Source organism: Nocardia sp. NPDC050799, from assembly GCF_040654015.1.
In the GTDB taxonomy this organism is placed as follows: Bacteria; Actinomycetota; Actinomycetes; order Mycobacteriales; family Mycobacteriaceae; genus Nocardia.
Map to the genome: position 1 here is coordinate 238,527 of NZ_JBFAHF010000003.1, position 14,714 is coordinate 253,240.

The 14,714-nt window shown below is 69.9% G+C and carries 12 protein-coding genes; 7 read left to right on the forward strand and 5 right to left on the reverse strand.

What is annotated here, in order from left to right:
- Positions 1–7 precede the first annotated feature (7 nt).
- From AB0H42_RS05285 to AB0H42_RS05300, 4 genes are all read left to right on the forward strand, one after another.
- Entirely contained in the window at positions 8–1,222 is a 1,215-nt protein-coding gene (locus AB0H42_RS05285; RefSeq protein WP_357050098.1) for a cytochrome P450, read from the forward strand.
- 74 nt (positions 1,223–1,296) lie between these two features.
- Entirely contained in the window at positions 1,297–1,941 is a 645-nt protein-coding gene (locus AB0H42_RS05290; protein ID WP_357050100.1) for a hypothetical protein, read from the forward strand.
- A gap of 173 nt (positions 1,942–2,114) precedes the next feature.
- Positions 2,115–4,106 (forward strand): ABC transporter ATP-binding protein, encoded by a 1,992-nt coding sequence (locus AB0H42_RS05295; RefSeq protein ID WP_357050103.1) that lies wholly within the window; start codon positions 2,115–2,117, stop codon positions 4,104–4,106.
- The gene (locus AB0H42_RS05300; RefSeq protein ID WP_357050106.1) at positions 4,103–5,815 is read left to right on the forward strand and encodes an ABC transporter ATP-binding protein; all 1,713 of its coding nucleotides are present in this window, start codon (positions 4,103–4,105) and stop codon (positions 5,813–5,815) included. The genes AB0H42_RS05295 and AB0H42_RS05300 overlap by 4 nt, the downstream gene beginning before the upstream one ends.
- Before the next feature lie 19 nt (positions 5,816–5,834).
- On the opposite strand, the gene AB0H42_RS05305 is transcribed toward AB0H42_RS05300, so the two are convergent.
- The 3 genes from AB0H42_RS05305 to AB0H42_RS05315 form a co-directional block, all read right to left on the reverse strand.
- Positions 5,835–6,137, reverse strand: coding sequence for a hypothetical protein (locus AB0H42_RS05305; RefSeq protein ID WP_357050109.1), 303 nt, complete (start codon positions 6,135–6,137; stop codon positions 5,835–5,837).
- A gap of 307 nt (positions 6,138–6,444) precedes the next feature.
- Positions 6,445–7,893 (reverse strand): carboxylic ester hydrolase, encoded by a 1,449-nt coding sequence (locus AB0H42_RS05310; RefSeq protein WP_357050111.1) that lies wholly within the window; start codon positions 7,891–7,893, stop codon positions 6,445–6,447.
- 60 nt (positions 7,894–7,953) lie between these two features.
- Positions 7,954–8,829 (reverse strand): AraC family transcriptional regulator, encoded by an 876-nt coding sequence (locus AB0H42_RS05315; protein ID WP_357050114.1) that lies wholly within the window; start codon positions 8,827–8,829, stop codon positions 7,954–7,956.
- A gap of 247 nt (positions 8,830–9,076) precedes the next feature.
- On the opposite strand from AB0H42_RS05315, the gene AB0H42_RS05320 reads away from it, so the two are divergent.
- Positions 9,077–9,382, forward strand: a complete 306-nt coding sequence (locus AB0H42_RS05320; RefSeq protein WP_357050117.1) for a hypothetical protein — start codon at positions 9,077–9,079, stop codon at positions 9,380–9,382.
- Between the two features lie 544 nt (positions 9,383–9,926).
- Positions 9,927–10,901 carry an L-histidine N(alpha)-methyltransferase gene (egtD, locus tag AB0H42_RS05325; RefSeq protein WP_357050119.1) on the forward strand — a complete coding sequence of 325 codons (975 nt, stop codon included), beginning with the start codon at positions 9,927–9,929 and terminating at the stop codon, positions 10,899–10,901.
- Between the two features lie 122 nt (positions 10,902–11,023).
- Here egtD and AB0H42_RS05330 read toward each other — a convergent pair whose 3' ends face one another.
- On the reverse strand, positions 11,024–12,196 hold the full coding sequence (locus tag AB0H42_RS05330) for an MFS transporter (RefSeq protein ID WP_357050122.1): 1,173 nt from the start codon (positions 12,194–12,196) through the stop codon (positions 11,024–11,026).
- Between the two features lie 182 nt (positions 12,197–12,378).
- Here AB0H42_RS05330 and AB0H42_RS05335 point away from each other — a divergent pair, with 182 nt between their 5' ends.
- Complete coding sequence (locus AB0H42_RS05335; protein WP_357050125.1) at positions 12,379–13,308, forward strand: LysR family transcriptional regulator; 930 nt, start codon at positions 12,379–12,381, stop codon at positions 13,306–13,308.
- Between the two features lie 431 nt (positions 13,309–13,739).
- On the opposite strand, the gene AB0H42_RS05340 is transcribed toward AB0H42_RS05335, so the two are convergent.
- A complete protein-coding gene (locus tag AB0H42_RS05340; protein WP_357050127.1) occupies positions 13,740–14,675 on the reverse strand; it encodes an aldose 1-epimerase family protein in 936 nt (311 codons plus the stop codon).
- Positions 14,676–14,714: the final 39 nt, after the last annotated feature.

Consider the following 14,714-nt stretch of genomic DNA (forward strand, 5'->3'; position numbering starts at 1 on the left):
AAATACGATGAGCGACACCGCTTCCGTCCCGCACGGCCTCCCTACCGAACGCGATGCCGGCCCCTTCGACCCGCCGCGCGAGATCACCCGGCTGCGTGCGGTGCGCCCGGTGAGCCCGCTGCTCTTCCCCGACGGACACGCCGGCTGGCTGGTCACCGGATACGACGAGGCCCGCGCACTCCTGGCCGATACCCGCTTCAGCTCCCGCCTGGACATCGGCATTGTGCACGCACTGGACGCGACTCCCGATATGCCCGCCCAGACCGAACCGTCCCCGCAGATCCCGGGCCTGTTCGTCGCCATGGACCCGCCGGACCACACCCGGCTGCGGCGCAAGCTCATCGGCGCTTTCACCGTCCGGCGCATGAAACAGCTCGAAGAGCACATCGCCGAGGTCGTCGAGCGGCAACTCGACGAGATGTCGAACCTGACCCCGCCGGTCGATCTGGTACGGGCCTTCGCGCTGCCGGTGCCCTCGCTGGTGATCTGCGAACTGCTCGGCGTCCCCTACGCCGACCGGGAGACCTTCCAGACCAACTCCGCCAAGTTCCTGCTCCGGGACCAGCCACTGGAGGAGAAGATGGGCGCCTACGGCGCGATGATGGGCTACCTGGCCGAACTGGTCACGGCCAAACGCGCCGAGCCCGGCGAGGACATCCTGTCCGACCTCGCCCGCGACGAAGACCTCTCCATCGAGGAACTCACCGGCATCTCCTTCCTGCTGTTGCTCGCCGGCCACGAGACCACCGCGAACATGCTGGCGCTGGGCACCTTCGCGCTGCTGGAGAACCCGGAGCAGCTGGCCGAGCTGCGCGCGGACCCGGACCTGACGCCGGACGCGGTCGAGGAACTCATGCGCTACCTGTCGGTCGCCGATATCTTCTACCGCTACGCCACCGAGGATCTGGAACTCGGCGGGGAGACCATCCCCGCGGGATCCACCGTGGTGGTCTCGCTGCTGGCCGCCAATCACGATCCCCGGCGTTTCGACAACCCGGACACCCTCGATATCCACCGCAAGGCCCGCGGGCACGTGTCCTTCGGGCACGGCGTGCACCAGTGCCTGGGCCAGCAGTTGGCCCGGGTGGAGATGCGCGCCGGTTTCGCCGGACTGTTGCGCCGCTTCCCGGCCCTGCGGCTCGCCGTGCCGGCCGGGGAAGTACCGCTGCGGACCGATATGAACATCTACGGCGTCCACGAACTGCCGGTCACCTGGTCCTGAACGGCCCGGTAGACCACCCGCCGATCGCGCGATCGGCAGACCCCTATCTCTCTCGCACACAGAGGAGCACAGCCATGCCCACCTTCCAGACGCCGGAACCGATCGCCGTCACCGTCGAAGTACTTTCCGGCCAAGTCACGGTCGCCGCCAGCGACCGCAGCGACACCGTGGTCACGGTTCGGCCGGCCGACGAGTCCAAGAAAGGCGATATCCGCGCCGCCGAACAGACCCGGGTCGATTTCACAGCCGGCGCCCTGAGCGTGATCACCCCGCGGGATTGGCGAACCTATACCCCGTTCGGCGGCAACCCATCGATCAGGGTGACCATCGAGGTGCCCACCGGCTCCCGGTGGAAGGGGACCGCCGCGGTGGGCCGGCTGGTGGGCACCGGCGAACTCGGCCGTTGCGATCTGGAGGTGGCCGCCGGCGATATCGTCGTCGAGCGCCCGACCGATTCGGTGACCGCGAAAACCGCCCAGGGCGATATCCGCATCGGCGAGGCAGTACGTGGGGAACTGCGGTTGGAGACATCCATGGGCGAACTCGAGGTCGGTATCAGCCCGGGCAGCGCGGCCCGGCTGGAGGCGGGCGCCCGGCACGGCACGGTGCAGAACCGGATGGAACCGGTCGACCCGGCCGACAGTCACGGGGACATCGTGCAGGTGTACGCACACAATTCCTACGGCGACATCATCGTCCGGCACGCGAGCGTCGTCTGAGCATTCGGCACGAGCACAACGAGTAACACAGGCGGGCCTTCCCGGAGGGAGGGCCCGCCGCGTTGTGGTATCCGGCCCCGCCCGGCCGGAACATTCGTCCAATACATCCCCGCCCGCCGCGGCGATGCTGGCATCCGTATCCGGAAACGACCCGTTCCCGGATCACCGGACGAGTGGCGACCATCGCCACCCGACTGCACAAGCAGGAGAGCCATGTACGACGTCAGCGGCAGCGTTCGTCCACCGCGGAGCAGGGCGGTCCGCCCGGCGGGCACCGGATCCCGGCACGGTTGCCATCCGCGCACGGTGCCGGTGCGGCCGATCGGTACGCGACGATGACCACCACAGCGGTCGCGGCGGTCGGCGAAGACCACGCACCGGCACCCGTGTCGGCCCCGGAGCGCGCCACGGTGCCGCTGCTCCGCCCCTATCTGCGCAGTTTTGTGACCGTGGTGGTGCTCCACATCGTGGGCGCGGTAGCCGGTCTGGCGCCGCTGCTGGCGGTCGTGGAACTGGGCCGGGCCCTGTTGTCGCCCGGCCCGGTCGATCACGAGCACGTGCGGTTCGTGGTGATCGCGGGCGCGGGCGGCCTGCTCGTGCGGCTGCTCTGCTCGGCGGCAGCCGCCGGGATCGGGCATCTGCTGGACGGCCGGGTACAGCTGACCCTGCGGCGGCAGCTGGCTTTACGGCTGGGCCGGGTGCCGATCGGCTGGTTCTCCCGCCGCCGCACCGGCGAACTCGCGAAGGTGGTGGGCGAGGATGTGGCCGCCGTCCATCCGTTCATCGCCCATACGCCCGGTGAACTCGTCACCGCGTTCGTGGTGCCGCTGGTATCGCTGGTCTATCTGTGCACCGTCGATTGGCGACTCACGCTGATCACCCTGATCCCGGTGCTGCTGGCGGTGGCGGTGGTCCCGCTCATGATGACCCCGCCGCGGCTGCGCGAACAGGAGGAGTTCGACGCGGCCATGGGCCGGATCTCCGACTCCGTGATCGAATTCGTCCAGGGTATCGCGGTGGTGAAGGCGTTCGGCGGGACCGGACGCGCGCACCGCGAATTCCTGGCGGCGGCAGAGGCGTTCGTCGCGGTCTTCCTGCGCTGGGTGCGCGGGATGTCGGTGCTCGCGGCGGGGATGCAGCTGGCGCTGTCCCCGCCGTTCGTGCTGGCGGTCGTCCTGACCGGCGGCGCCGCGCTGATCACCTCCGGCGGCCTGGCACCGGCGGACCTGCTGCCGTTCCTGCTGCTGGGGCTGGGGTTGACCGCCCCGGTCGCGGCCCTGGGGCACGGTTTCGACGATCTGCAGGCGGCCCGGCGCGCGGTCACCCGGATCCAGGAGGTGCTCGCACAGCCGGCGCTGCCGCAGCCCGCGCGGCCGCGTCCACCGGCGGGGCACCGGGTGGAGCTGCGCGGGGTCCGTTTCGGTTACGAGCCCGGCCGGGAAGTTCTGCGCGGCATCGACCTGGTGCTGGAACCGGGTACGGTCACCGCGCTGGCCGGGCCGTCGGGCAGCGGGAAATCCACACTGGTACAGCTGCTACCGCGCTTCTTCGACCCGACCCACGGCACGATCACGCTGGGCGGGGTCGACCTGCGTGAGCTGGCCGCCGCGGACCTCTATCGGGCGATCTCGTTCGTCTTCCAGGATGTCCGCCTGCTGCGCGCGTCGGTCGCGGACAATATCGCGCTCGCGGTGCCGCACGCCGACCTCGACGCCGTGGTCCGCGCCGCGCAGTGGGCGAACATTCACGATCGCATTCTCGAACTGCCGCACGGATACGAGACGATCCTCGGCGCCGAGGCCGGGCTGTCCGGCGGTGAGGCGCAGCGGATCGCGCTGGCCCGTGCGCTGCTCGCGGATACCCCGGTCCTCGTGCTCGACGAGGCGACCGCCTTCGCCGACCCGCGAACCGAACAGGCCGTGCGCGCCGCGCTGGCGTCCCGGCCCGGCGAGCGTACGGTCCTGGTCATCGCTCATCGCCCGGAGACCCTCGCCGACGCCGACACCGTCGTCCTTGTGGAGAACGGGTCGATCGTGGAGTACGGCAGTCCCGCCGAACTACTGGCCCGGGGCGGGAAGTTCGCCGCGTACCAGCGGTCCCGGCACACCCTGTCCGACGAGAGCGTCACCGTCGGTGACCTGCCGCGAGGAGATCGACCCCGATGATCCGGATGCTGTTACGAGTGCTGGGACCCGAATACGCCCGGCCGGTGCGCCGCACCGTGGCCCTGATGACGGTGACCGCGGTCGCCGAGGGTTTGTCCTACGCCCTGCTGGTCCCCGTGCTCCGCGCCCTGTTCGGAAGCACACCCGCGGATGCGCGGCCCTGGCTGATCGCGTTCGCCGTCGCCGTCGTGTTCTACGGTGTACTGCGCTATCTCAGCGATCTCCGCGGTTTCCGGGTCGGCTCCGTCCTGCTGCTGGGCCTGTACCACCGGCTCGGTGACCATCTGGCCCGGTTACCGCTCGGCTGGTACGGCCCGGGCCGGGTCGGGCAGGTCTCGATGCTGGCCGGGCGCGGTGTACTGGACGCGATGGGAGTGATCGCGCATCTGCTCGCGCCGTTCGTCTCCGCCTGGGTGACCCCGCTGACGATCGTGGCGGTGATGCTCGCCTTCGACTGGCGGATGGGCCTCGCCGCACTCGCGGCCGCGCCGGTCGTGGCGGCGGTCCAGCTGCGGGCGGGACGTGCCGCGGCGGCCACCGACGAGGAACGCCACAGCCGGGACCAGGAGGCCACCGCCCGGGTCGTCGAGTATCTGCAGGTCCAGCCGGTGCTGCGGGCCGGCGGGCGGAGCGGGGAACGCTTCGGGCTGCTCGACGACGCGCTGCGCGATATCGAGCGCGCGAGCCGTCGTTCCACCCTGGCGGCCCTGTCCGGCGCGGTGGGCACCGCGCTGACCGTCCAGGCGATGTTCACCGCCCTGCTAGCACTCGGCGCCTACCTCGCCCTCGGCGGCGATATCGGTGCGGCGGAGCTGCTCACGATCCTCGTGCTGACCGCGCGCTGCGCCGACCCCCTGCTCTCGCTCTCGGAGATCGGCGGCCAGTTGCGCAGTGCGCGTTCGGTGCTGACGGGACTCGACGAGCTACTGCGCACCGAACCACTGCCGGAAGCCGCCGAACCGATCCCGCCGGCCGGTCACGGCCTGGAGTTCGAGTCCGTGGTTTTCGGGCACGGGCAGCGGACCGTGCTCGACGAGCTGTCGCTGTCGGTGCCGGAGGGTCAGCGGCTCGCCGTCGTCGGCCCCTCGGGCGCGGGTAAGACCACGGTATTGCAGCTCATCGCGCGATTCCACGATGTGGACGCCGGAGCGGTGCGGGTCGGCGGTGTCGACGTGCGGGACCTCGACACCGCTGTCGCCATGGCGCAGTTCGCCATCGTCTTCCAGGATGTCCACCTCTTCGACGGCACGATCGAGGACAATGTCCGGCTCGGCCGGCCCGACGCCACCGCGGCCGAGGTCCGGGCGGCTGCCGAGGCGGCCCGGTTGGACGAGGTGATCGAACGGCTACCCGGTGGATGGTCGGCCGCTGTGGGTGAAGGGGGCGGCCTGCTCTCCGGTGGCGAACGGCAGCGGGTGTCGATCGCGCGAGCCCTGCTGAAGGACGCGCCGATCGTCCTGCTCGACGAGGTGACCTCCGCGTTGGATCCGGTGAACGAGGCAGCCGTGCACGCGGGTATCGAGCGGCTCGTGGCGGGACGGACAGTCGTGATGGTGGCGCATCGGCTGAACACGGTCCGGCGGGCGGACCGGATCGTATTCCTGGACAAGGGGCGAATCGTGGAGGAGGGAACCCATGAGGAACTGCTGCGCCGGGGCGGTCGCTATGCCGACTTCTGGGCGGTCTCCGACCGGGTGGCGGGTGAATGATCGCCGGCGGCGGCCGGACCTAATCGACCGGGCGGATCGCCGGACTGCAACCCTGGGTCATCGTGACGTAGGCGGCGAGATCCTCGATGCACATCATCTCGGGGTGGCTGTAATAGATCAGTTCGAACCGGCGCTGCCGCCAGGATGTCGGGTCCATGCGACCCTCATGGCTCGTGTCGCACAGTGCTTCGAGCCGGCCCAGATCGAACGGCTCCTTACCGCGGGCGTGCGCGTCCGCTTTGACGGCTGACAAACGCTCGGTGCGTGACAGATCCGCCCTACCCCACACCCCCGCCGCGAAGCGGCGCGCTTCTTGGTCCACTGACGCTCTCCTACCTGCCCGCGGGCCCGGTCCAGCCGGAAGGCTGGTTTAACCACGAGAAGTTCTGGGTACGAGTCTAGGCCGTGAACTACGGTGCCGCATCGCCGATTCCCGTGCACGCCCCGAAAGCCCTGCGCACCCTGTGAATTCTACGGTCCGTGAGGCCTGGCCTCCGCGTATTCGCCGTAGCCGATGCGAATCGAGGACGGCACAACCGAGGGTACCGATGCCCACCTCGGCGGCGTCCGGCGGCGCACCCACCGGCGATCCGGCCGGCGGGTCATCGGCGCTCGACGCGGACCTCGTTCTACGGTGCCGGACCGTCCAGCAGCGTGGCGTCGCCTCCGGACAGGAACCGCTCGAAGAACGCCAGCGTGTACCCGGCCACGATCTCGTGGCCGCGGGCGCCCCCGATCGGTCCCGAGAGACCGAGTCTCCCTGCCAGCGGCGTCCACGCGGGGGCATCGGTGAAGTTCACATGGAACATTCCCGGGATCTCCACGTGGTAGCCCTGCCCCGGCGGACTCGCGGCGAACACCTCGCGCTGGGTGGTGATCGTTTCGGTGATCTCACGGTCGGGCCAGCCGCCGCTGCGTTCGCGTTCGAGCAGCATGGATTGGGCGTCCCGGGTCAGCCACATACTCGGCTGCCGCGGCCCGTCGCGGACGACATCGGCGGGCATCGCGGCGTCCATCATCGAGCAGGCGCGCAGCCGCGGGTCGGCGTGGCAGGCCTGGCCGACCGTCATCGCGCCGAGTGAGACCCCGAAGGCACCGGCCCGTTCCAGGTCGAGACGGCCGGTGAGCAGCCCCTCCGGATCGGCGGCGTTCAACCAGGTCAGCCGATCGAGCGCAAACCCGACATCCTGCGCCAAGTACGGGATGAGGCCGCCGGGTAGTTCGGCAAAGCCGAGCGCGGGAGCGGGAGTGGCCGGGGTGAGGCTCTGCTGGACCGCCGGATACACCCGGTCCTTCGTCCACCCGGCGATCGTGCGACCGTCGGGGAACACGGTGGCGGCGGAGGTGTAGGGCTGGTCGAGGCCCACCACGACGAATCCGTGCGAGACCAGTCGCTCCACCTGGAACATATTGGACTGCCGGAATGCGTTGAGACCGGAGGCGAAGACCAGAACCGGGTAGCGGGGGCGGGCCGCCGACACCGGCGGGCGCCGGATGGCGTGCGTGGGGACCTCGTCCCAGAAGTCGAACACGAAACCCGGGGCGCCCAGCAGCGGGCCCGCGGCGGCCGAGAGTTCTCTCGCGTCCGCGACATAGGGCGCGGTGGGGGCATCGGTTCCGGCCGCGGCCGGATACCAGACCTGCGCCATCAGCTCGCGGCGGGCAGCGGGGTCGGGGTCGAAGATCTCCCGTCGAGCGTCGTCGCGCCAGTGGTAGGTCACGGTGCCGATCGCGTACGGACCGCCGGGTCGCGGCAATCCGAACACCGGAACCGCGATCGGTGTAGCCACCGAGACAGCGAAAACGACTGTGCCGAGACCTATTCCGAGGGCGCGCAACCATCTGGAAGGACTGCCGGTGCGGGCGGTCCCCAGCGCCCATACCGCCGCCAGGGTCACCGACAGGGCGTAGGCCGGAACCATCGGCCAGCGGTGACCGTCGGCGAGCAGCTGGGCGCCGGCCGCGAGCGGCGCGAGGACGGCAATATGCCGCAGGCGGCGCAGTTCTCCGCGCCACGGCACCACCAGCGCGATCAGGCCCGCGGCATTCGCCGCCCACAACACGATCTCGGCCGCCATCGACTCTTCCTCCCGGCGTATTCGTGGCATCGCGCCGGAAGACCCGCCGACGCGGGCCCACTATCGAATGGCCGGCTCGGGGCGGTCTAGCACGAATGTTCCCCAGGCCTGGTGGCGACGCTTGGAGAACGGGTTCAGCACCTTGCGCGTCAGCGTCGCGGGCGTGACACCGACGAAACTCGACATATCCCGGCCGAGATGGGATTGATCGGTATAACCGCAGGACGCGGCGATATCGGCGGCAGACCCGCCCGCCACCAGACCGTCGACCGCGTGCCGGAACCGGACCAGCATCGCGGCCCGTTTGGGGGTCAGCCCGATCTGGGCATCGAATCTCGCCCACAACCGCTTACGACTCCACCCGCACGCATCGGCGAGCTCACCGATCCGGACCTGCCCGCGACCGGTGACGATGCGATGCCAGCCGACGGCCACCTCGGGGTCCACCGCGCGGGCCGGATCAGCACGTCCGGCCAGGAAGTCCTCCGTGAGCGCGAACCGCTGTTCCCAGGTCGCGGCGGCGGCCAGCCGTTCCCGTAACAGCGCCGCCCGCGGTCCCCACAGATCGGTGAGGTCGACGACGGCGCCGCTCAGCTCGGCGGGCGCGACACCCAGCAGCGAATACGCCTGTACCGGAGACAGCCGCGCCTCGACACACGCGGGCCGGTCACCACTGATCCGCATGGTCCCGCTGGCACAGCCCGCGACGAAGGCGGTGAGTTCCCGCCGGCCGCCCGGCCCCTCGACGGTCAGCCCACTGCCCCCGAATTCGACAACCACGGTGACCGCCGGGATATCGGCGACCCGCAGATCCAGGCCGGACGGGCTGTGGTCACGGAAGCCGATCATCGCCGCACGGCGCCCCGGCACGACACGCGACGGCGGACCGATCTCCCACTCGACGCCCGGATCGCTGTCCGACGAACTCACCTGCACACGACCAGGCTAACCGGAGATTCCGCAGGTGAGCAGCCGCCCGTTTCATCTACGCGGCGTCCACCGGGACCCGGCATCGGCGCGGTTCATCCTCCGCACGGTCCGAAACACTCGGTATACACCGTGGTCGCGGAATATTCGGCGGTCACCGGCAGTCTCGCAGTGTGCTCGGCGCATCCGATGGGGGCCGAGGGACTCAGCAGGCGACTCCGGACGTCGGGAGCGGTGGTGGACGTCGGGAGCGGTGGTGGACGTCGGGAGCGGTGGTGGACGTCGGGAGCGGTGGTGGACGTCGGGAGCGGTGGTGGACCGGCAGGTCGGCCCGGGTGAGCCGACCTGCCGGTCGCGGGCAGTCGGCGGGCGCGCGCCGGGTGCACACGAAGTCCACCCGGGCCTCCGAGCCGCCGATGAGGTCCAGTTCACCGCGGTGGTACCACTGGTCCGGATCGCGAGACAGACGCCCGCCGGGGAAGACGCGCGACACTTCACCGCCCGGCGCTCGGTGCGGGTCGGCCCGGAGGATTCGCCGTCGGCGGGAGCGGCCGGTGCGTGACCGCGGTCGGCGTAACGGCCCTCGGGCGCGGTGAGCCGCACGTCGGCATGTCGCCCCGGCCGATGTATCGCGGCGAAGACCTGATGATCCCGGCGAGAAAAGCGGCATCCCTCTCTCCTGTCCAGGAGCGGTGCGTGCAGTCCGCGGCGCGGTATCCAATCATTATCCGAACAGTAGCCAATATCACTTTCTCGCGCACGGGTGTCAAGCGGAGGCGAGGCTTCGGAACGGCCACGGATCGCAGAAGTGGCCGTTTTAATGGGTGTATGCATACGACAAGCCTCTGCGCCAAGGGCCGAAACAATGACGAACTTAGATTTGCCAGAGGTATGCCATGTCACTTTGCGGAGATCGATCAGGAAGCAGATACCGGTGACATCCCGGTCCGCGATACCGGCAGTTCCCGCCGGAACGCGCGGATGCGGACAGGCGCTGCCCCGTCGACCGCGCACAAGTGCGGATGTTCCGCTCGAAATGGCGGATGTCCCGCCGCCGCGGTTGCCCTAACTTTCACGGCGACGGCCGCGGAACAGAGAGGGATCCAATGGCTATCGCACCAACCTTCGATATTCAGCTCACGGAGGCCGATCTGCGCGAGCAGCTGCGCACCGATGTGCTCTGGGGTTTGTCCGGTCCCCGGAAATGGCTTCCCCCGAAATGGTTCTACGACGCCCGCGGAAACGCACTGTTCGACCTCATCACCGGGCTGCCGGAGTACTACCCCGCCCGCACCGAACGCGCACTGCTGCGTACCGCGGCCGACGAGATCGCCCGCCACGCCTCGGGCGCGACCGAACTGGTCGAGCTGGGTTCGGGTTCCTCCGAGAAGACCCGGCTGTTGCTGAACTCGCTCACCGCGCACGGCTCGCTGTGCTCCTACATACCGCAGGATGTCTCCGAAACCGCGTTACGGGCCGCGGCCGATTGGACCAGCGGCGAATTCCCGCATCTGTCCATTCACGGCATCGTCAGCGATTTCACCACCATGCTCGCGGCGCTTCCGCACGGCGGCCGCCGTCTGATCGCGTTGCTCGGCGGCACCCTGGGCAATCTGCCACCGTTCGAACGCACCGCTTTTCTGGGCGAATTGCACCAGGTGCTCACCCCGGGCGAACAGCTGCTCGTCGGAGTGGGCCTGGTCACCGACCCCGGTGTGATGATTTCCGCCTACGACGACGCCGCGGGGGTGACCGCCGAGTTCAACCGCAATATGTTGCACGTACTGAACGACCGGCTCGGCGCCGATTTCGATCCGCTCGCATTCGACCATCTCGCGGTGTGGGACCCGGACCTCGAATGGATCGAAATGCGCCTGGCGGCCGCCGAGGCGATGCGGGTGACGATCCCCGATCTGGATCTCGTGGTCGATTTCGCCGCCGGAGAGCAGTTACGCACCGAGATCTCGGCGCAGTTCCGGCTGCCCGGGTTCCGCGCCGAACTGGCCACCGCAGGTTTCCGCATGCGTCACGCCTGGACCGACCCCGCCGGACGATTCGCGCTGGTACTGGCCGACCGGTGAGCCCACCGCGCCGTCACCACAGCCGCGCTCTCGACGTCGTCACCGACACACTCCGGCGGGCGCGGCGGTAGCGGGCGGACCCGCCGCAGCCGGGTGCTGATGTCGAGTCCGGGCAGACCATCTCACCCGCGAACGCCAACTTCGCCGTGCGTGGCACGCACCTCGCGCTCTCGATACCAGATCAGCCCGCTCAGCACCGCCCCGGCGGCCGTCACCGCCGCGGCGACCGGATAGATGTTCCGCAGCCCGGCGGCGTCTATGGTGCGGCCGCCGAGCCAACCCGCCGCGGCCGCCGCGAGCTGGTAGGCCGAGGCGTTCACCGCGATCGCGAGCGTGGGTGCGACGGTGGCGGTCTGCACGATGCGCGCTTGCATACCGGGCACCACGGCGAAGGCCACGGCACCCAGTACGAACACCAGTACCGCGACGGCGCCGGTGAGCCCGCCGGCCGCCCAGGTGAGAAGCAGTGTCACCACCGACAACACGAGCATGCCCGGCTGCGAGGACAACAGCGCGCGATCGGCGATCCGGCCGCCGAGTAGGTTCCCGGCGATGGCGCCGACCCCGTAGACCAGTAGCAACACGGGTACGGCTCCCGCCGCGAACCCGGCGATCTCGGTGAGCAGCGGAGCGAAGTAGGTGAACACCATGAGCGCACCCGTGTTGCCCACCGCGGTGACGGCGATGGCCAGTTGTACCCTGCGATCGGTGAACACCCGCAGCTCGGTCGCGACCGGGGCCTGTGCACCGGGCACATCGGCGACCCAGCGCGCCACCAGCAGCAGGCCGGCGAAGCAGACGGCGGCTATCGCGGCGAAGGTCGCCCGCCAGCCGTAGGCGGTGCCCACGACGGTACCCAGCGGTGCGCCCAGCACCATCGCCAGGTTCATGCCGAGAACCAATTTCGCGACCGTCGAGCCCTGTTTCTCCGGTGGCTGCGCCGAGGTCGCGGCCACGATCGCGGTGGCGAAGAAGGTGGCGGTCACGAAAGCGGTGACCACCCGCGCGGCGAAAAGCAGTCCGTACACCGGCGCCAGCGCCGACGCCACGTTTCCCGCGACGGCCACCCCGAGTAGCGCCGGCAACAGCGGTTTTCTCCGGAACCGCGCCGTGAGCGCGGTGAGCAGCGGGCCGCCGGCGATCATGCCGACGGCGTAGGCGGTGACGAGCAACCCGGCGGCGGGTACGGACACCGCCAGATCGTCCGCGATATCGGGCAGGATTCCGGCGACCACGAATTCACCGGTGGTGATTCCGAAGACACAGAGCATGAGGGAAAACAGATTCGGCTGCACGCGACCCATCGATCCGTTCTTGCGCTTCCGCACGCGCGGAAACGACTGCAGTGGGAAGGGAGTTGCTCAGCTGAACACCGCGCCGATCGGTTTCGGCGCGGTGTGGATCCGCCTCCCAGCTTGCCCGCCGCATCGGCGCGACGGCAACGACCTGGCAATTCGCATCCGCGTAGATTGATAATATGTCCGTTATCGATTCGTCGAACACAACGGTGACCAATGGGGACGATCCCACCCCGCACCAGCTCCGATTGCTGCTGATCCTGGCCGAGGAATTGCATTTCGGCCGCGCCGCGCGCCGCCTCTATCTCACCCAGCCGGCGCTGAGCCAGCAGATCCGTGCCCTGGAGGACCGGTTACGAGTGCGGGTGTTCCAGCGCACGAGCCGGCACGTCGAACTCACGGAGGCCGGACGGGAACTGCTACCGCACGCCCGGCGCGTGGTGACCGCTGCCGACGACCTGCGCCGCGCCGCATATCATCTGGCCGTCGGCGACGACACACTGCGGATCGGGGTGTGCGAGAGCTTCGGCTCGATACCGGAGATCCGCGCTGTGCTGGACGCGTTCGCGAGCCCGCAACCGCAGGTGCGGGTACTGGAGACCTTCACCGCGCAGCTGACCGCCCTCGAACGCGGCGAAATCGATGCCGCCTTCGTCCATCTACCGGTTCCCCCGGGCCTGCGCGCCCAGCCGCTCCTGGTGGAGCCCCGCCTGGCCTGCCTTTCGGCCACCGACCCGCTCGCCGCCCGCGACACCCTCTGCCTCGCGGACCTCGCGGAACACCCGGTCGCGGAGATGTCACCGTCCACCTTCCCCGAGGGCCGCGAGTTCTGGACCGCGAATCCCCGGCCGGACGGCGCCCGCGCCCGGCCGGCCGAAAGCCACGGCAGCACTTTCGAATCCCTGTTGAACACGGTCGCGCTCGCCCGGGCGGTCGCCTTCGTACCCGCGGCGGCGGCCCGGCTGTACCCCCGGCCCGACCTCGCGTATGTCCCGGTCACCGACCTGCCGCCCTGCACCTTCGCCTTGGTCTGGAACGAAACGACCGCGCAGTCGCCGCGCTCGGAGCGGTTGCGCGCGGCGGTGACCGAGGTCGCCCCACGCGGCTGAGTGTCCTCGTGTCCGGACAGGTCGCCGGGCCCCGGGGTCGCCCGTGGGATCGCCGGCACCCAGCGCGGTGACATCGACCAGGGCGGCCCGCACACCGTCCAGCAGGTCCGCGAACGGGGCTCGCGCCGAGACGAATTCGACGCCCTCGACGGGGGGCGACGCGTCCGGTTGCCGGGTGACCGCGCGCACTCCGGCGCCACCGGCCCTCAGCCCCGCGACGACCTGCCGCCCGACCGGATCCGTAGCGCCCGTCACCACGATCGCCGAACCCATCACAGTCCCCGCCCGACGCCCGCAGGGTGGGCACCCGCGTCGATACGACGATCACGAGCTGCCATGTGCCTCAGCGTAACCGGATATCCCCCGCTCGGGATCCCGTGGCAGCCCGCGGGGTATGCGCTGCCCCTGGGCCGTCCGGCACGCACCGCGCTTCAACGATCCCGGTCCGCCCCGGGCGTGTACCGGATACGCCATCCGCCTTCCCACCGTTCACCGGGTGCGAGATGACGCAATCCGGCACCCGAGTTCAGCGCGTTCGGCGGGGCGGTCATCGGTTCCAGCGCGACCGCGAGACCCCGCCCCGGCGGCTGCGGGAACTCCCGCGGGGTGAAGACCTGCAGGTACTCCCAGCCGGTGTCCTGCACGAGTTCGACCGTCGCGCCGTCGGGTGCGGTGAGCCGGGCCGCCGCCGCGGGCGTCACCCCGCCGAACGGGGTGTCCAGGTCCAGCTGTGACAGCGGCATACCGGCCCGCAGGTCGTAGCGGGTGCCCTCGACCGGGTGCTCGGCCACCGGATTCATACGGGCGTCGACTTCGAAATAGGTTGCGGCGGAGACGGTCAGCACCAGGTCCTCGACCGGGGTCTCCCCCACCCGGAGGTACGGGTGCGCGCCCACCGCGTACGGCGCCGGCCGATCTCCGTGGTTCACCACACCGTGGGTCACGGCGAGCCCATCGGAGCGCAGTTCGTAGCGCACCCAGGTGTCCAGCAGGAACGGCCAGCCGTGCTGGGGTGGTATCAGCGCGCCCAGGATCACGGCGGCGGCGGACAGTTCCCGCACCTCGTAGCCGGTGTTGCGGAGCAACCCGTGGATAGCGTTCGAACGCGCCGGTTCGGTGATATCGAGCTGCTGGGGTAGTCCGTCCAGAATCCAGATACCGTCGCGGACCCGGTTGGGCCAGGGCGCCAGAACGATTCCGGCGCCCATCGGCGGCGTCGCCCCGGCCGGAACCGGTTCGGTGACCGCGATACCACCGACGGTCAGCCCACGCAGGACGGCGGCCACGGTGCCGATCTCGGCGCGCACGCCGGAGAGCTCCAGCACGATCGAGCGGCCGGTCGGTGTGATGCGCTCGGAGATGGTCACCTCGCCAGCCTAGATACCCGGCCCGGCCGCGGCTCCGAA

Coding starts and splice junctions, on each gene's coding strand:
- AB0H42_RS05285 (WP_357050098.1), top strand. CDS start 8: ATGAGCGACACCGCTTCCGTCCCGCACGGCCTCCCTACCGAACGCGAT.
- AB0H42_RS05290 (WP_357050100.1), top strand. CDS start 1,297: ATGCCCACCTTCCAGACGCCGGAACCGATCGCCGTCACCGTCGAAGTA.
- AB0H42_RS05300 (WP_357050106.1), top strand. CDS start 4,103: ATGATCCGGATGCTGTTACGAGTGCTGGGACCCGAATACGCCCGGCCG.
- AB0H42_RS05310 (WP_357050111.1), bottom strand. CDS start 7,893: ATGGCGGCCGAGATCGTGTTGTGGGCGGCGAATGCCGCGGGCCTGATC.
- egtD (WP_357050119.1), top strand. CDS start 9,927: ATGGCTATCGCACCAACCTTCGATATTCAGCTCACGGAGGCCGATCTG.
- AB0H42_RS05335 (WP_357050125.1), top strand. CDS start 12,379: ATGTCCGTTATCGATTCGTCGAACACAACGGTGACCAATGGGGACGAT.